Below are 15,783 nucleotides of genomic sequence, written 5' to 3' on the forward strand. Positions count from 1 at the left end.
CTTTGGAAAGTAACAAGATATTGTTAGATGGTGGGTCGTACAGGATAACTCGGCCTACGGCCTCGCCCTTCGGGTCGTTGTGCTTCGCACAACGCTGTCTCGCTTCGCTCGGCTCGAACCTACACAGATTCTCATCCTGTACTCACAGTGCTATGTGTTATTCCTGTTTCTTTGGAAAGTAACAAGATATTGTTAGATGGTGGGTCGTACAGGATAACTCGGCCTACGGCCTCGCCCTTCGGGTCGTTGTGCTTCGCACAACGCTGTCTCGCTTCGCTCGGCTCGAACCTACACAGATTCTCATCCTGTACTCACAGTGCTATGTGTTATTCCTGTTTCTTTGGAAAGTAACAAGATATTGTTAGATGGTGGGTCGTACAGGATAACTCGGCCTACGGCCTCGCCCTTCGGGTCGTTGTGCTTCGCACAACGCTGTCTCGCTTCGCTCGGCTCGAACCTACACAGATTCTCATCCTGTACTCACAGTGCTATGTGTTATTCCTGTTTCTTTGGAAAGTAACAAGATATTGTTAGATGGTGGGTCGTACAGGATAACTCGGCCTACGGCCTCGCCCTTCGGGTCGTTGTGCTTCGCACAACGCTGTCTCGCTTCGCTCGGCTCGAACCTACACAGATTCTCATCCTGTACTCACAGTGCTATGTGTTATTCCTGTTTCTTTGGAAAGTAACAAGATATTGTTAGATGGTGGGTCGTACAGGATAACTCGGCCTACGGCCTCGCCCTTCGGGTCGTTGTGCTTCGCACAACGCTGTCTCGCTTCGCTCGGCTCGAACCTACACAGATTCTCATCCTGTACTCACAGTGCTATGTGTTATTCCTGTTTCTTTGGAAAGTAACAAGATATTGTTAGATGGTGGGTCGTACAGGATAACTCGGCCTACGGCCTCGCCCTTCGGGTCGTTGTGCTTCGCACAACGCTGTCTCGCTTCGCTCGGCTCGAACCTACACAGATTCTCATCCTGTACTCACAGTGCTATGTGTTATTCCTGTTTCTTTGGAAAGTAACAAGATATTGTTAGATGGTGGGTCGTACAGGATAACTCGGCCTACGGCCTCGCCCTTCGGGTCGTTGTGCTTCGCACAACGCTGTCTCGCTTCGCTCGGCTCGAACCTACACAGATTCTCATCCTGTACTCACAGTGCTATGTGTTATTCCTGTTTCTTTGGAAAGTAACAAGATATTGTTAGATGGTGGGTCGTACAGGATTCGAACCTGTGACCAATTGATTAAAAGTCAACTGCTCTACCGACTGAGCTAACGACCCTATTAATAGCAAAACACAGCATAAATAATTTAAACAAATAATGCTTTATTTTTTGGATGAATGGTGGGCGATACCAGATTCGAACTGATGACCCCCTCCTTGTAAGGGAGATGCTCTACCAACTGAGCTAATCGCCCAATCATAACTAAATCATCACAACAATTGGTGGGCGATACCAGATTCGAACTGATGACCCCTCCTTGTAAGGGAGATGCTCTACCAACTGAGCTAATCGTCCGTCGTGATGGAGGTGCATTATAGGGATAGTTCTGCATGAGTCAACGGTTTTTCTAAGGAAAATATCCGTTCGTTGCAAAATTAAGCAAGATGCACCAAATATTATCGACGCTAAATAATATTTATTTAAACTTATTTAGTCTAGTTCCTATCAGCATAAATTAAGCAGTTTTACCATTAAATTAGCAAAATAAAGTATCATTATCGCGCTAACAGCATTGAGGAATTAAGTTGCAGTGATAAAATAACCAACTGTAAATTTATCACTAGACTAGATTCGATATAAAAAAAGATCATTAAGGCAATCCTAATGAATAAAATAAAAACCCGTTTTGCACCAAGTCCAACCGGTTATCTTCACGTCGGCGTTGCTCGTACCGCACTCTATTCATGGCTTTATAGTCGACATAATAACGGAGAGTTTGTCTTACGTATTGAAGACACCGATCTTGAGCGTTCAACACAAGAAGCCATTGACGCCATAATGGATGGAATGAACTGGTTAAGTTTAAATTGGGATGAAGGTCCTTACTATCAAACTAAACGCTTCGATCGTTATCGTGCAGTTATCGATCAAATGCTTAGTGCAGGGACAGCTTATCGCTGTTACTGTTCTAAAACACGGTTAGACAATTTACGTGAAGAACAGATGGCTAGAGGCGAAAAACCACGTTACGATGGCTGTTGCCGCTCGCATGCTCATAACCATACACCGAATGAACCTCACGTAGTGCGCTTTCGCAACCCCCAACAAGGCTCTGTTATTTTTGAAGACCAAATCCGTGGCCCAATTGAATTTAGCAATCTTGAGCTAGATGATCTCATTATACGCCGCACCGATGGCTCTCCTACCTATAATTTCTGTGTTGTTATTGATGACTGGGATATGAAAATCACCCATGTGATCCGTGGTGAAGATCATATTAATAATACCCCACGGCAAATTAACATATTAACTGCTCTCGGTGCGCCAATACCTGTATATGCGCATGTTTCAATGATCTTGGGTGATGATGGTAAAAAATTATCTAAGCGTCATGGCGCAGTTAGTGTCATGCAATACCGAGATGACGGTTATCTACCAGAAGCCTTATTAAACTATTTGGTTCGTCTCGGGTGGTCCCATGGTGATCAAGAAATTTTTAACCGCGAGGAAATGATCAGTTATTTTTCCTTAGATGCAATTAATAAATCCGCCAGTGCCTTTAATACTGACAAATTATTATGGCTGAATCATCATTATATCAATTCATTACCGGCAGAATATGTTGCTACTCACTTAGCATGGCACATTGAACAGCAAGGTATTGATACCCAAATTGGACCAAGCTTAGCAGATTTAGTTAAGCTTCTCGGTGAACGTTGTAAGACCTTAAAAGAAATAGCCAGTTCATGTCGCTATTTCTATCAGGATTTTGCTACATTCGACGGCGACGCCGCTAAAAAACATTTACGCCCGATAGCGCGCTTACCATTAGAAACCGTACGGACAAAATTGGCGGCTATTAGCAACTGGACATGTGAAAATGTTCATCATGCAATCGAAGCAACGGCTACAGAACTGGAAATTGGGATGGGTAAAGTGGGTATGCCTCTGCGGGTCGCTGTGACAGGAGCAGGTCAATCACCGAGTGTTGATGCCACTGTACATGCCATTGGCCAAAATCGTTCATTAAAACGCATTGATAACGCTTTGGTTTATATTAATGAGCGTGAAAATAGGGTTAGCGAATAAAATTAACTTAGCATAACGGCACATTTCACTGTGCCTTTTTTCTTCACACTAAGCTGTATGAGCATTTTTTCAACGGTTAAACACTATTTTCCTATTAATCGATTGACAGTCTTATTCAGCTTGCATATTATGCGCCCGTCCAATCGACTTTGTGTAGGGGCTATAGCTCAGCTGGGAGAGCGCTTGCATGGCATGCAAGAGGTCAGCGGTTCGATCCCGCTTAGCTCCACCAAATTTAAATTCCAGCCAATTTAGATTTAATCAATATTAAACCCCATTACTTACTATAAGTGCTATGTTGATTTAAAAACAAAAAAACTTTTAATATCAATTACTTATAAAAATATAGCTCATTTAATATACACATTTACACGCAAAAACAAGCGATTTCACTCACTATAAATCAATGGGTTACAGCTTATAGTGAACTCTAATTTTAACTGAAATTTTAGTCTAAATTCACACTCATTTTCAATTCTAAAAACACCCTAACCATTATTTTATCAATAAAGAAATTTTTTTATGTCTGAAATTACTCACAATTGAAAATAGTCAATCACCTATTTGGGCTGACTTTCACCAAGTCACTTGTACCCACAACAACTAATAGTTAACAACTTCCTCCAACGCTGCTAATATCATGCCCCTTAAATGGGGCTAATTTGTTATTCGGGCTTCTTAGGCCAGTCAATCTCGGGTGCGGTGGCGGTATCAATATCATTGAGTTTTACGCTGTACATTTCCCAAGCCCGTAGCGCGGTTTTCTCTCTATTGGTGGCCATCCCTAATCGCACTTTACGCTCAAGCAAGGTAATTTTTGTTTCCGCTTCGTCGATTAAATGTAATTTTGTCTGATTTGCGGTGTTGATTTGGTCTGCTTTCATCGCCTGATTATCCGTTACCCATTTTTTGCCATCCCATTTATCGAATTTCGTTACCGGTGCTAACAAGGTGAAGCCGGTTTTTATCTCGCCGAGATAATCAACGGGATAGGAAGCACGATTATTGGTATCGTATACCGTCTTGCCGCGGTGGTCAGGAACATATAGCCACTGTTTACCATCAAGACTCCGGATAATGGCGATTTCGTCATTGTTCGGTATTTCTGGCGCATCCGTATAAGAACATTCTCCCACGCTGAGACCATCATGCAAAAATTCCATTGTTGCACCGATATATTCATGGGGTGCGTCCTTCATGCAAATAAACGTTTTTATCCAGCCTCGGTTTTTCGCGAAACCGTTTTCACCGATTTCGGTGGTTTTTATGTCTACACTGTATTTCATTATGCAGCCCTCACGATGTATAAAAATGCGACATTTCGCGGTCGGTTTTCGTTTGCGGTAGGAACGACCCGCGAAGCATTAAAAGACATGACGCTGCCCCAATCGTCATTTCGTCCATTACCGATATTACTGTTGTGATTGCTGTCTTTTCGGAATGCGCCATCACCCCCTGCAATCGGTGGTTCGGTTCCGCCATGTCTGGCATACCCAATGCGTCCGGTGATATTTCGAATAGCATCACCTTGATTACTTAATACTGTTCTGCCTGGGTCAACTCCTATGCCTAAATCCAGCCCGCGAATAAATTCACCGTACAAAATGGGCAATTTCCCAGAAGGGTAAGCTAATGCTAATTGGGGATACTTGGCTTTATCGAAGTTATTGCCATCGCAGACAAAATAACCGTTAGGGGGTGTCGCCTGGGGCCAAGGAATGGGCGCGCCGACCGGATAATTGTTAATCGCGTCCACATCAGACGTTAACGCAAGTTCACCGGATTTTTGCGGAAACAAAACCGTTGTTTTTGTGTTTGTATCATGCACCTGGGTTCTTTTTGAATTTTTGACATAAGCAAACTCAGCACCGTTAGAACCGTTTGTGCCACCCAAATTGAGAATCGCATCACCCATGGGCGATTCAACGTTCAATCTTCCTACCTTGAGGGGTTCTTTTGAGTCTTTCTTGGCAAAAGTGTCAGTAACTGCTTTTTGACTCATCGCCTCGGTTGTCGAATTGCCAGTTGTTTGTTTGACGGCGGAACTGTTGAGTTTGGTATTCAGTCCTTGGGTTAATTCTGTTTTGGTGGCGTAATCGCCTTTTGGCTGCTTGCCGTTTAATGCATCTGTCACCGATTTCTGGCTCATCACCTTATCAGTGGCACTACCTGTTTGCTGCACGATATTTGCGGACAAAATAGCGTCTTTTAGCGACTGCCATTGTGTTTTATCAGTTAAGGGATTTCCGGCGTTGTTTTCTGTCTTTGAGAGATAGATATTACCGTCAGACAGACATACCGCGCCTTTGTTGTAAATCTGCTTTTCGGCATATTCAGCAATGCCGTTTTGGTAAAGGTGGGTCACAAGGGAGCTAATCGTAAACCCCACGGCGTTAAAATCCTGCATCGTTGGCAATTCTGACACGGACACAATGCCCCAGCCACGCGCAAAATCGGCATTGAGGTTTTTCTCAAGATTGTCCGTGATTTCTTTTGAACCAAACGCGGTTCTTTCTTCCGTTTTGCTGCTGCCTGCAAACGGTTGAATATCAATGTTGGGTCTGTCAATTTTCAAAGTTATCTCCTGTTGTTCAAAAAGGTTTTCTTGGCAAAATAGCCAATTCTTGCTTCGGGATTAACGTCAAAACGGCTGTACCACGAAATGGCATTTTGATGCCCCTCAAATCCAAACGTGCCTTTGGGCTCTTGTGTGACGTAGTGAATCTGCACGCCTTGCGGACGAGGCAGTAAATCAAGCCTTAAGATGAATTCCAGCCACTCCCTGTCCGCTCTGGGCGTAATAACGATGGTGAGGCTCATGTTCTGGCGGTCAATCAAATAGCCTTCACCCTCCATCGCTGCATTGACGGCCTGTTGCAGTGACGATAGGCTCACATCCCCCGTTTGGGTGGCGGTGGCAAGGGCGGTATTTTTGATGATTTTGAGCTTAATCAGGCTGCGATATTGCTTATCGGGTAATTTGAGCGGTAAAAAATCCTGCGCAAAACGGGAGCGAAAACCCCCTTGTTTTTTCCCGCTTTTTTGACCAAACGGCAACGCTTTTGTGTGTTTTTCAAAACCAAAAAAGCCTTTGCGCTCACCGCTTGGCTGGAAGCGGCTGATACCGACCCAACTGCCGATGATATCCAGCTGGTCACCTTGCGCATTTTCAAGATTTAACGCTTCCCGAAAGTCATCAACGGTATCAAAACAATCTGCAAACCCATTAAAAAGGGCGGAAATCTCCGCCCTTGCCTTGGGTTTGGTGTAATACTGCTTAATCAACAGTTTTTGATATTCTTCTTCCAAATTCACGTGACCACCTCATTAACCGCGATGTTGTCACTGACGATGTTGAATTTTTCATCCACATTGGCTTTTAAAATCCCACTCGTCCACGTGTTGCCGTCTTTTGCTATTTGCAGGTCTGAAACATAGTAAGAGCGTGCAATCCCGTTCAAAATGCAGTAAAGCGCAGTCACCTTGACATTTTCGCCAATCCGATAAAGGGATTTAACCAGTTCGTCTTTAATCTCCTGTATCGGCACAGGCTCGTTGGCTTTTTCACGGGTGGCGGTCAGTTTGATTGAAATTTCGGTGATTTTTGGGCGGTCAAATCGGTACTCGTGCACCACCTCAAAAAACGTGCCGTCGGCTCTGGCTATCTTGTCAGTGTATTTGCCTGTGATAGTCCCTTTAAGTCCCGTGCCACCTGTTTTGTTGCGAGCGATGCAATCAACGATCGCCTGATTTTCGCCGCCTTCAACAATCACCCAGATTGCATGGGGCGGAATATTCAGCGCGTCAGTCTCATTGGTGGTGTTTTCGTACACCACTGCATCGGTCACGTCTTTGACCAGATTTAACCGAGCAGCAATGCCACCTATCGTGCTTTGACTGGCATTTTCAAAGGTTTTTAACCGTCTGCGTCGTAACTCACTATCGCTTTCATTTTCCTTGCGTAGCAGCCCGTTAATTCTGGCTAAATAATCAAGGTGGAGCCCTTCGGCTTGCTCAGGCTTTAAGTTTTGATAGAGCTTTTTTACCAGTACCAGACATTCGTGGGCAATCCGGCTATAAATAGCAATGCGTTGCCCGTCAGGAGTATCTTGTGAGAGATTGATGTCACTGCCGTAAATTGCTTTAAACTCACCAATCAACGTTTCAATCAGTTCCGGCAACGTTGCAATCGTGATGCCGTTCTCATCAAGTTTGATATTCACTGCCTGACCTCCTGATTTAGAGTGCGTGTTCGGTTAAACACATCGGTATAATCTATCTCAATATGCGCTGTGAAGTCGTTAACGGTAATGTTGAGTTTATCAACACGCACGACGCCCTCCGTACCCAATGCTACCTTGTAGATTTCACGGCGCAGCGTTTCGCCTGTGCCCCGACTGCCTAGCAGTTGCAGCCAATCCAAGCCAAACTCAACATCCAGCCACCAATCAGACTTGAAGCATTGCAAACGGGTTTTGATATTCTGATGAATCGCCTCGCTGTCAATCAGGTAATCATCAAACGAGTGACCAAATCGCCAATCGTTGTGTTCGGTCAACTGGCTGGTTTTCATAAAAATCACCTTGGGGTTATTTTGGTTTTCCGGTGCTGTCATTGCCTGTTTCTACGCCTCCGTGCGTATGATTGCCGACATCAATATTGCCGACTGTTAACGATTGCTGTGCGGTGATTTGTGGGGCAGCGATAGTGCCTTTGACATCAAGGTTGCCGTCAATCGTGACGTTGAGTTTGACGTGAATATTATGAGTAAAAACGTGGTCACCCACAGTTGTCGCCACCTTCGGTATCACAAATGCCCCGTCACGATTGCAAAGTCCAAAAAGGGCGACACAATCGCTATAATCATGCAACCTGTTTTCTGCTCCTCGCACGTTGTCGTTGCCTATCCACCAATTATCAATGCAGCTATCAAAGGTCAGCAAAATGCAGTAATCGCCCACGGCTACGGGATAGGCGGTGTAGCTTCCGCCACCTTGTGACCAAGAGACAGGCACATTGGGGAAAACCGGAAATTCGATAGCGTGAATTTCATCATTAATCACGACGTTTTTTAAGGTGACAGGCTGGCAATCAATTGTGGTTTGGTTCACTTTGACCACTTTGGCAATCAAGGCACAGCCAATCTCAGATTTGATATGATTGGCAATGGTTTTCATCAGTTCGATATTCACGCCTTGCTCTCCTTCACTACCGCATAGTTTTTTTCCTGCTGGCATTTGCACGTCATCGACCACTCGCCTGTATCGCTTTCGCCTGCGTAGTCAATCGCACAAATGCGATAAACGCCGTTAAGATGTGGGGCAACCTTGCTGTCAATTGTCACCTGATAGCCAATTGACACATTGGGATTGAGGACGCTTTTAAATATCAGCACGTTTTTGTCATCGAGCGTGGGTGTTTCCATCAATCCGGTACTCACACTGATTAACTCCGCTTTCCCATTTTGCACCTCATTTCTTTTGAGAAGATGCAACTGTCCGTTGTCGATATAGAGTTGTTCTTTTTCGTCTTTGAGCTTGCGTAATTCATCAAACGAAAAGCCAGCCATGATTTTTGGGCGACTTAACGGGGATTGCGCGGTGACTTTGCCTTTTTTCACGCCTGTCATCGTGTTCACCGCTTCATTAACCGCCTCAGATTTTGAAGTTACCGCTTTGCTAATTGTTGCCGTACGAAAAGCAAAACCGCCATCGGAAATTTCCAACGTTGTGACTATCTCAGTGCCTTGTTTTGACAAGGTTATGTTGGTCACCGAACCGGAAAACAGGAGCTTCAAACCTGTTGTCACGTAACCTACGGAAAGTTGGGCTGCAATATGCTGTTTTCGGTATTGAAAATCAGCCAGCGAATGACGACGGGACGGCGACAGATTAAACAACGAAATTAGCCCAATATTGGGGCGGTCACGGGTTAAATCCTTTGAAAAGGAAAAAGCGATTTTAAACGGCGGTACCATCTTTATCGCTTTTTTGCCCTCACCAATCAACAACTCGAAATCACGGAAAAACGGCGTTTGACGGTTCAATAGACGGCCTCCTTTTCATCTTCACCAACCAGTAGATAGAGATTGACCCTGCTACTTGAAAAATCATCAAACAAAGAAGGCTCAATATCGGGATTGTCACGTGCGATAGCCACTATCGTAAACGGTAATCGGCTATCGTGTAGCAGCGGTACGCCGAGTGAAACAGCGACCCCGTTAATCGTGATATTCTGATAGCCAATATCCATGCTCCACGCTGAAATACTCGGGTAAAACGTTAACGTCAGTTCAATATCATCAATGTCGGTTAACAGCGTGTGCGTCTGGATGGGATCGCTTGATAGGTTTTCAATCTGGTACATTCCGTCAACCTCCAAATAATGTTTTTAACGCGCTTTTTTGTGGCGTTTGGCTGCCTTTGTTTTTTGCCCCACTCATTTGTGCGGCACCCGTTTTGCTCATCCCCGCTGCGGATTTGTTGGCAACAGGGGTGATGTTCACCTGCTCAAAGGTGACAAAGCGCACTTGCTTGAGCGTTAATGTGAAAAGCAAAAAGCTATCTTCATTGCTTTGCGACGTGGCGAAACTCTCTAGTGCCATGTTATCCAGCACCTGATAGCCCATATCGACGCTAATTAATTCCCGATTTTCAAAAATGCCCGTGAACGTATCGACAAACTGTTGAGCAATGCCGTTGCCGGATTTGCTGCCCGTCACCGTATGGTAAATTCCCTGCGCCGTGTTTTCGACTTGCGCTTTTAAATCCAGAATTTGCTGCGCTTTGCTGTTCATTTCGTTGATTTTTTGCCTGACTGCCTGTGTCCGATTGCCCACATAGCTATCAATAAAACCAATTTGCCGATTAAAAGACTCAAATAGGGTATTCTCGGCACCTAAACGTAAAAACGAATCGGAAATCACGCCGCCTATCGAAATTTGCACCGGACTAGGATTAATGTGATCGGCAATCACAACCCCCGTTTCCAGCGGAATATCGGTGACGGTAGCACTTCGTTGCGTGGTTTTGTCCGTCCAGACATAGGCGGTAAATCCTGCGATACCAATTTTTTGCGTGGGCGTATTTGATATGTGATTGGAGATCACTTGCGACAGAAAACTCAAAATTGCCCTCCTCGTACCAACTGGTCTTGGCTTAGCATGGGGATATTGTTATGAACTTCTCTACCAATCTGTTGACCGATTGCCTTGTTACCCCCTGCCACATTCACATTGATGTTGTTGGTCTGTGAGGCCGCATTACTGATAACTTTCTGGCTGTTTGTTGAGATGTGATTAATCGTCTGGCTGGCTTGTTGCAGCCTGTCATTGGCGAATTCCACGTTTTTGGTGGCGTTGTCGAGTTCCTTATCGGAATCAGAGAAAATACTTTTGATCGCATTCCACGTCCCTGTGAAGATTTTCTTCACGCCGTCCGCCACTTTTTTGAATTTGTCGCTGATGATGTTGCCGATATCACCAAAATTACCCGAAAAAAGCGCTTTAACAATCTTAAGCGGCGCCGTGAATATCGTTTCAAGGATCTCACACACGGCGTGCAAACTGGCGGTCATCTCCTCGGTAGTTTCCGCGATACCGCCCGTGAAAAGGCCTTTGATCCATTCCCACGCAGTGACAAACGGCGCTTTGATATCTTCCCACATCTGAATGAAAAACTGCGTGACCGCGTCACAGGCTTCGTTAAAGGTTTTCTCACACCAATTGCCAATCGCGGAAAATTTTTCACTGAACCAATTGACCAACGGTGAAAATATCGCTTTCAAATCCGCCCAAAATTGCACAAACGCCTGTTTTACCATGGCAATCACCGTATCCCAGTCAGCAGTGAACAACGCCGTCAGGAAATTGGATAAATCGGTGAAATCTTTAATGATGCGATCCCACATGGCAGAAAAATAACCAATGACCGTATCAATCATTTTTCGCATATCATCGGGGAATATTCCCCAATCTTCCATCCACTTGCCAAACACACTTTTTCCGCCGCTCATCCAGACGTACAGGTCTTCAATGACGGCAATAATGCCGATAATGAGCACGGTAACGCCAAAGAGAATAGGATTAGCGAGAATAGCTGCGCCAATCGCTTTTATGCCTGCCGTGATAAGCGGAAACACTTTCACCAGTGCCAAGGCTGCCGGAACCAGCAGCCAAAAGCCGTTGGTGGTTTTGTTGAGAAAATTAATCAGCTTGGCAAATGCACCGATAACGCGCGCGATAAAACCAATCACGGGCTGCAAACCTTTCAACACAAAATTGAAAATCGGCGCAAGGGTGGCAAAGACTTTTTCTGCAATTTGTTGCAGTTGCAGCAATACACTGGCAAACGTGCGCCGGAAAATTCCCGCTTGCTCCAAATCGTCTTGCGTCAATGCACGACCTTCTGCTACTTTTTTCTCAAGCGCTGTCCACTCTTCACGGGTTTTGCCGATAGCATCAACTATCTCATAGGAAAGTCCAACCTGTTCAGCAAGCGCGTTTCTTGCGCCCTTGTCCTGTATGTTGTTTAGAGCGCGGCCCGTTTCACGCAACAGGACGCTGGTATCCCTGATTTTGCCGTTATTGTCTTTAAAGGCAATGCCGAGCTTCTTAAACACTTGGCTTGCGGTGTCACCGTCACTATTGAGCGACCGTTGAAATTCTTTTACCCCATCCGATAATTCATCAAAGCTCACACCTACCGTTTGCGCGCCTTCTCTTAACACCTGAAAACTTTTTGCGTCAATACCTGTTTGTCGAACCGCTTTATTAAAGCTATTAATGTGCTCACCTGCGCTCATAATCGCACTAATCGTGAAGGCTCCAGTGATAATGCCTTTAAACTCGCTGAGTTTTTCGCCCAATTTGCCCAATTTGCTTTCGGTTTTTTTCGCCTCTTTGCCGAGTTCATCCACAGAATCTGAGGCTTTGTGAACGTCTTTTGCGGTGCTGGTGCTTTTCGTCCCCAACTGGTCAACTTTTGCCGTGACGGTGGTGAATTTCCCTGTTACACCGCCTAGTTGTTGCGATAATTTGTCAAGTGCAGCAATTAACTCATCAATCACGCCAGCATTAGCATTAACGCCAATATCCAGACTTAACTTTTCTTCACTCATCCATCACCCCTTTTGCTTCGCTTCGTCATGCTGTTTCCACTCTATCGCCCCTGTGATAAAGGCATGTTCGGCGGTTTTCAAGTAAAAGAACACGTCGTCATCGCGCAACGCCAGAAGCTCACCCACCGAACCGTAACCTGCTTTCACAAGCGAAAAAAGCAGTTTGTCATGCTCGGTGAGTGAGGATTTTCTGACGTACTGTCGCCAGCTGTTGGGATAACGCGGCGTAAAGGTCAGCTCGCCGTTAATGCCGATAAAAAAGGGGCGGCATAGAGGTGAAGCACCGTTAACGTTAAGGGAATGAAAAGCTCAGGTTTTTCATCAAAAAAGTTCGGCAATTTGGTAATACTCATGCCGTCGTGGGTGATTTGGTTAAAAAGCTGTCTCAGATTGCCGTCACTGTGACTTGAGAGTGTCGCGGCAATCCGTTTTGACTGCCCTAAATCTTCGACAATTTCCAGCGCCTTTAACCGCAAATGATGATTGAAATTGCCAATCTGAAATTCGTTACCTTGCACCTTGAACGTTTTGTTTTTGGTGATATCGACAATATCATCCTGCGATAGCCCTGTCAGGCTACCTAATCCTTGTTCTGTCATGATTTGTTCTCGTTAAATTGAGCGGGTGAAATCCCGAAATTGCAGTTTGTAGGTCATTTCAGCATTGTGATCTGTATTGGCAAAGGTAAATTGCGGCTGGTCAGTGATACTCCCACCTGTAAACGTAAATGTTTCAGTTTTGGCTTTGCCGTCGAGCTTGTACAGCGTGCTCACCGAGGCATTGAGCAACGTCACTTCACCACTGCCTTGTAGCGTCGATAACCAGACATCATCCGCACTGCCTCTTAAAATATGAAACTCAAGCTCGGAAACTTTGGCATCCGTGCGCTTTGCCACACTGACCGAACCACCGGAACCGTTAAAACGGCTGGTATCGGGATTGGGGAAGGTGATTTGCACAGTGGTGCCAGCAATGAAATCACTCAGGATGCGTCCGCCTAGAATGACGGTTGTTGCATCCACATCATAGGAAATTTGCGCCATTTTTCGCCTCTAGTAGTTGAAATTAATGATGATGTCCGCCCGATGAAATGCCCCTGCATTTTTCACTGCTTGCTGGATAGTGGGCGATTTTCGGTTTGTGCGGTCAACCTGTGATTGTTCTGCCAACAGATTGGCATAGGTGAAATACCCTTTGCTCTCAATTGACCGCTTAAACTGTTCAACATCGCCGAAGGTATCGGGTGATGTCCATTTTCCGGCAGCAAACACGCTAGCTCTCACAAAGCGCGCGGCCACCTGATTGATGCAATCAACGAGCAAATCGACACCTTTTTCCGTTTGCGGTATTTTGGTAGCAGTAGATTTCATCAAATTAAAGGTATCAACCTGTACCTGATTGACATACGCTTTCAGGTTATAGACATTATCGACAAATTCATTGGCATTTGAGCACATCACCACCGGACGGTCTTTAATTAACGTGTAAATATCGATACCCACGGATGAAGCGCTGTCTACCTCGGTTTGGGTATAACTTTCTGGCTCACAGGCCAATTCTTTCAAATGAATGGTCATCGCACTGTTTTCAGCGCTGAAATCGACCACATGCACCCTTGCCATGTAGGAAACCGCCAAGGCTTTCTGATTGCGCTTTGAAAAAAGCAGCCGGAAATATTCCTGACCTTTTTTACTCACTTGCCACGCCAAGCCTTTTGTCGTGAGATTATCAGGATGTGAAACGACTTGATAACCCAATATCTTGTTGGCTTGACTGTAGTTAGCCAGTTTTAAAATCTGGTCATTGGTCAATTCATCGATGAAACAATACCCACAACCCGAAGACGCTGCCACCACATCAGCAATCGCCTCTTCCGGTGATTGTGCGGGCAAGGTTTGAGATGGTGTCGCTTTGGTTAACACAGCGCTATCACCCAGCCCTAGCAGATTACCAATAAATGTCCCTGTTCCCACCTCGCTGGCTTTGGCTAATCCCTTTCCTGACACCACGAAACGCTTGTCTTGGTGAGTAAATGTGGATTTTCCGGTTGTAGGTACATTGCTGTCGTTGGGCTGATTTTCAGCAGACGGGTAGCCGTCTGGCAACGACCGATTGAGGGTATCAATCACATCACCAAACGTGACTGCATCACCAAAATTGAGATTTTCGAGCGTCAATTCTCCTAGCGTCATACTGCCGTCTTCGATTTGACGCAGCGCTTTAAGTGATTCGTTACTGTCAATCACTGAGCCTGTCAGCGTGTCAAATGCCACCGCTGGCAACGTTAAATCGGTTTTTCGCCAATGCCCAATGATAAGACTGCCACCGGAGCCTATCGGATTGGGGGACGTACCAAAAAAGGCGGTGGCCATCTGGTAGGTTTTCGAGGTAATACTAAAATCGGCTTTCACACCTGCGATATTTTTGTAGGTAGCGTAAATTGTTTTACCGTCAAAAATCGTGCCCGTTTCACTGGTCATCATGATGACGTGGTTGATGTTGTCGTAATTTGCCCCTCGTTGCTCTTTGAGTAGCTGAACATTGACAACATTTTCAATATCTATGCCAAGATTATTGCTCATGTTGTAAACCTTTTTCGTTGGAAAGTTGGAAAGTAAGATGGTTAATTGATGGGGTTAAGACGTTGAGGTAATCCGCCACATAGGCGTTAATCGAAAACATCACCCGCTCTCGATACTGGCTACCTGTCGCAAAGTGCAAATCACGCACGCCCGTTGGCGCAGATAAGCTAATCGTGTGTTTCCACTGTTGCTCAAAGCCTTTTTGCGTTCGTAGTAACCGCAGTAGAATTTGCGCCCGTTGCAAGGCCTGCTTTCCCCAGACATTCACGTCAAAGAGGATTTTCTCAAACTGGCTGTATTCCATCACCTCAACGTTTCGTCGATATGTTTCGCTAAAGCCTTTCACTTCACTGTTGCCAGATTGCTCAATACTGATAACAGGTGCGTTGAAATCCTGATTAGCCAGATTTTCACGTCCGATAAATATCGTGTTTTCGGCAATCTCTAGCGTATCTCGAATTACCATTGCCAACCGTTGGATCGGTGGCTGGTAGTTTTTGTGTTGTAAATCAACTTGATTAACTGACATATCTCCTCGCAAAAATAACCACAATAACCCTAAAAGTTGACATTAAATAACATCAGGAGTTATAATAACCCCAATAGATGAAGTCTGGGAAGGTGGAGGTTGTGGATAGCAGAAATGCAATAATATTAATTGAAAAAGATGGGTGGTACTTGGTTAGAGTGAAAGGCAGTCATCACCAGTTTAGACACCCAACAAAAAAGGGGCTGGTAACAATAAAACACCCTCAAAAAGATATTCCGTTACCAACATTTAAAAGTATTAAAAAACAAGCTGGGCTATAAGCTCAGCAAGGAGAT

16 protein-coding genes, 4 tRNA genes, 7 other RNA genes and 2 pseudogenes are annotated in these 15,783 nt (G+C 45.1%); 3 read left to right on the top strand and 26 right to left on the bottom strand.

Going from position 1 to position 15,783, the window contains the following annotated elements:
* Nucleotides 1–28 precede the first annotated feature (28 nt).
* From AACL31_RS07470 to AACL31_RS07515, 10 genes are all read right to left on the bottom strand, one after another.
* Nucleotides 29–156, bottom strand: a non-coding RNA gene (locus AACL31_RS07470) — RtT sRNA.
* Between the two features lie 41 nt (nucleotides 157–197).
* A non-coding RNA gene (locus tag AACL31_RS07475) (RtT sRNA) lies at nucleotides 198–325 on the bottom strand.
* Nucleotides 326–366: 41 nt separating this feature from the next.
* A non-coding RNA gene (locus tag AACL31_RS07480) (RtT sRNA) lies at nucleotides 367–494 on the bottom strand.
* Nucleotides 495–535: 41 nt separating this feature from the next.
* A non-coding RNA gene (locus AACL31_RS07485) (RtT sRNA) lies at nucleotides 536–663 on the bottom strand.
* Nucleotides 664–704: 41 nt separating this feature from the next.
* A non-coding RNA gene (locus AACL31_RS07490) (RtT sRNA) lies at nucleotides 705–832 on the bottom strand.
* A gap of 41 nt (nucleotides 833–873) precedes the next feature.
* A non-coding RNA gene (locus AACL31_RS07495) (RtT sRNA) lies at nucleotides 874–1,001 on the bottom strand.
* 41 nt (nucleotides 1,002–1,042) lie between these two features.
* Nucleotides 1,043–1,170: non-coding RNA, RtT sRNA (locus AACL31_RS07500), on the bottom strand.
* Nucleotides 1,171–1,211: 41 nt separating this feature from the next.
* Nucleotides 1,212–1,287 (bottom strand) — tRNA-Lys (locus AACL31_RS07505).
* Nucleotides 1,288–1,348: 61 nt separating this feature from the next.
* Nucleotides 1,349–1,424, bottom strand: a tRNA-Val gene (locus AACL31_RS07510).
* Between the two features lie 26 nt (nucleotides 1,425–1,450).
* Nucleotides 1,451–1,525: transfer RNA gene (locus tag AACL31_RS07515), tRNA-Val, on the bottom strand.
* Nucleotides 1,526–1,834: 309 nt separating this feature from the next.
* On the opposite strand from AACL31_RS07515, the gene gltX reads away from it, so the two are divergent.
* Together gltX and AACL31_RS07525 are read left to right on the top strand one after the other, a co-directional pair.
* Complete coding sequence (gene gltX / locus AACL31_RS07520) at nucleotides 1,835–3,259, top strand: glutamate--tRNA ligase (protein WP_339053896.1); 1,425 nt, start codon at nucleotides 1,835–1,837, stop codon at nucleotides 3,257–3,259.
* A gap of 156 nt (nucleotides 3,260–3,415) precedes the next feature.
* Nucleotides 3,416–3,491: transfer RNA gene (locus AACL31_RS07525), tRNA-Ala, on the top strand.
* 433 nt (nucleotides 3,492–3,924) lie between these two features.
* On the opposite strand, the gene AACL31_RS07530 is transcribed toward AACL31_RS07525, so the two are convergent.
* The 16 genes and pseudogenes from AACL31_RS07530 to AACL31_RS07600 all read right to left on the bottom strand — a co-directional run bounded on the left by AACL31_RS07530 (nucleotide 3,925) and on the right by AACL31_RS07600 (nucleotide 15,487).
* A complete protein-coding gene (locus AACL31_RS07530; RefSeq protein WP_339053897.1) occupies nucleotides 3,925–4,545 on the bottom strand; it encodes a tail fiber assembly protein in 621 nt (206 codons plus the stop codon).
* Nucleotides 4,545–4,628, bottom strand: a pseudogene (locus AACL31_RS20985) (phage tail protein); the annotation flags it as partial. The pseudogene AACL31_RS20985 and the gene AACL31_RS07530, both read right to left, overlap by 1 nt.
* Before the next feature lie 126 nt (nucleotides 4,629–4,754).
* Nucleotides 4,755–4,994: pseudogene (locus AACL31_RS20990) on the bottom strand (phage tail protein); the annotation flags it as partial.
* 842 nt (nucleotides 4,995–5,836) lie between these two features.
* Nucleotides 5,837–6,568 (bottom strand): DUF2612 domain-containing protein, encoded by a 732-nt coding sequence (locus tag AACL31_RS07540; RefSeq protein WP_339053538.1) that lies wholly within the window; start codon nucleotides 6,566–6,568, stop codon nucleotides 5,837–5,839.
* Between the two features lie 2 nt (nucleotides 6,569–6,570).
* Nucleotides 6,571–7,482 carry a hypothetical protein gene (locus AACL31_RS07545; protein WP_310513384.1) on the bottom strand — a complete coding sequence of 304 codons (912 nt, stop codon included), beginning with the start codon at nucleotides 7,480–7,482 and terminating at the stop codon, nucleotides 6,571–6,573.
* Nucleotides 7,479–7,817 (bottom strand): hypothetical protein, encoded by a 339-nt coding sequence (locus AACL31_RS07550; protein WP_339053539.1) that lies wholly within the window; start codon nucleotides 7,815–7,817, stop codon nucleotides 7,479–7,481. Before AACL31_RS07550 ends, AACL31_RS07545 begins: the two co-directional genes overlap by 4 nt.
* A gap of 31 nt (nucleotides 7,818–7,848) precedes the next feature.
* Nucleotides 7,849–8,496 (bottom strand): Gp138 family membrane-puncturing spike protein, encoded by a 648-nt coding sequence (locus AACL31_RS07555; RefSeq protein ID WP_339053994.1) that lies wholly within the window; start codon nucleotides 8,494–8,496, stop codon nucleotides 7,849–7,851.
* Nucleotides 8,448–9,305: a baseplate hub protein gene (locus AACL31_RS07560; RefSeq protein WP_310513387.1), complete on the bottom strand. Its 858-nt coding sequence runs from the start codon at nucleotides 9,303–9,305 to the stop codon at nucleotides 8,448–8,450. The genes AACL31_RS07555 and AACL31_RS07560 overlap by 49 nt, the downstream gene beginning before the upstream one ends.
* Nucleotides 9,302–9,625 carry a phage baseplate plug family protein gene (locus AACL31_RS07565; protein ID WP_310513388.1) on the bottom strand — a complete coding sequence of 108 codons (324 nt, stop codon included), beginning with the start codon at nucleotides 9,623–9,625 and terminating at the stop codon, nucleotides 9,302–9,304. The genes AACL31_RS07560 and AACL31_RS07565 overlap by 4 nt, the downstream gene beginning before the upstream one ends.
* Nucleotides 9,626–9,629: 4 nt before the next feature.
* Nucleotides 9,630–10,385: a phage baseplate protein gene (locus AACL31_RS07570; RefSeq protein WP_339053898.1), complete on the bottom strand. Its 756-nt coding sequence runs from the start codon at nucleotides 10,383–10,385 to the stop codon at nucleotides 9,630–9,632.
* Nucleotides 10,382–12,376: a hypothetical protein gene (locus tag AACL31_RS07575; RefSeq protein WP_310513390.1), complete on the bottom strand. Its 1,995-nt coding sequence runs from the start codon at nucleotides 12,374–12,376 to the stop codon at nucleotides 10,382–10,384. Before AACL31_RS07575 ends, AACL31_RS07570 begins: the two co-directional genes overlap by 4 nt.
* Before the next feature lie 3 nt (nucleotides 12,377–12,379).
* Nucleotides 12,380–12,502, bottom strand: a complete 123-nt coding sequence (locus tag AACL31_RS07580) for a hypothetical protein (protein ID WP_310513391.1) — start codon at nucleotides 12,500–12,502, stop codon at nucleotides 12,380–12,382.
* A 107-nt stretch (nucleotides 12,503–12,609) separates the two neighbouring features.
* Nucleotides 12,610–12,975, bottom strand: a complete 366-nt coding sequence (locus AACL31_RS07585; RefSeq protein ID WP_310513392.1) for a hypothetical protein — start codon at nucleotides 12,973–12,975, stop codon at nucleotides 12,610–12,612.
* 12 nt (nucleotides 12,976–12,987) lie between these two features.
* Nucleotides 12,988–13,419 (bottom strand): hypothetical protein, encoded by a 432-nt coding sequence (locus AACL31_RS07590; protein ID WP_310513393.1) that lies wholly within the window; start codon nucleotides 13,417–13,419, stop codon nucleotides 12,988–12,990.
* A gap of 9 nt (nucleotides 13,420–13,428) precedes the next feature.
* Nucleotides 13,429–14,958: a DUF3383 family protein gene (locus AACL31_RS07595; RefSeq protein ID WP_339053541.1), complete on the bottom strand. Its 1,530-nt coding sequence runs from the start codon at nucleotides 14,956–14,958 to the stop codon at nucleotides 13,429–13,431.
* Complete coding sequence (locus AACL31_RS07600; protein ID WP_310513395.1) at nucleotides 14,948–15,487, bottom strand: phage neck terminator protein; 540 nt, start codon at nucleotides 15,485–15,487, stop codon at nucleotides 14,948–14,950. Before AACL31_RS07600 ends, AACL31_RS07595 begins: the two co-directional genes overlap by 11 nt.
* Nucleotides 15,488–15,588: 101 nt before the next feature.
* Between AACL31_RS07600 and AACL31_RS07605 the strand changes: the two genes are divergently transcribed.
* Nucleotides 15,589–15,768, top strand: a complete 180-nt coding sequence (locus tag AACL31_RS07605; protein WP_310513396.1) for a type II toxin-antitoxin system HicA family toxin — start codon at nucleotides 15,589–15,591, stop codon at nucleotides 15,766–15,768.
* The last annotated feature ends 15 nt before the right edge of the window (nucleotides 15,769–15,783 follow it).

The organism is Arsenophonus endosymbiont of Crataerina pallida (genome assembly GCF_964020125.1).
GTDB lineage: Bacteria > Pseudomonadota > Gammaproteobacteria > Enterobacterales > Enterobacteriaceae > Arsenophonus > Arsenophonus nilaparvatae.

Excerpts from the sequence above, each read along its gene's own strand:
- AACL31_RS07590 (WP_310513393.1), bottom strand. The coding sequence starts at position 13,419 with ATGGCGCAAATTTCCTATGATGTGGATGCAACAACCGTCATTCTAGGC.
- gltX (WP_339053896.1), top strand. The coding sequence starts at position 1,835 with ATGAATAAAATAAAAACCCGTTTTGCACCAAGTCCAACCGGTTATCTT.
- AACL31_RS07530 (WP_339053897.1), bottom strand. The coding sequence starts at position 4,545 with ATGAAATACAGTGTAGACATAAAAACCACCGAAATCGGTGAAAACGGT.
- AACL31_RS07565 (WP_310513388.1), bottom strand. The coding sequence starts at position 9,625 with ATGTACCAGATTGAAAACCTATCAAGCGATCCCATCCAGACGCACACG.
- AACL31_RS07595 (WP_339053541.1), bottom strand. The coding sequence starts at position 14,958 with ATGAGCAATAATCTTGGCATAGATATTGAAAATGTTGTCAATGTTCAG.
- AACL31_RS07585 (WP_310513392.1), bottom strand. The coding sequence starts at position 12,975 with ATGACAGAACAAGGATTAGGTAGCCTGACAGGGCTATCGCAGGATGAT.
- AACL31_RS07600 (WP_310513395.1), bottom strand. The coding sequence starts at position 15,487 with ATGTCAGTTAATCAAGTTGATTTACAACACAAAAACTACCAGCCACCG.
- AACL31_RS07555 (WP_339053994.1), bottom strand. The coding sequence starts at position 8,496 with ATGCCAGCAGGAAAAAAACTATGCGGTAGTGAAGGAGAGCAAGGCGTG.
- AACL31_RS07575 (WP_310513390.1), bottom strand. The coding sequence starts at position 12,376 with ATGAGTGAAGAAAAGTTAAGTCTGGATATTGGCGTTAATGCTAATGCT.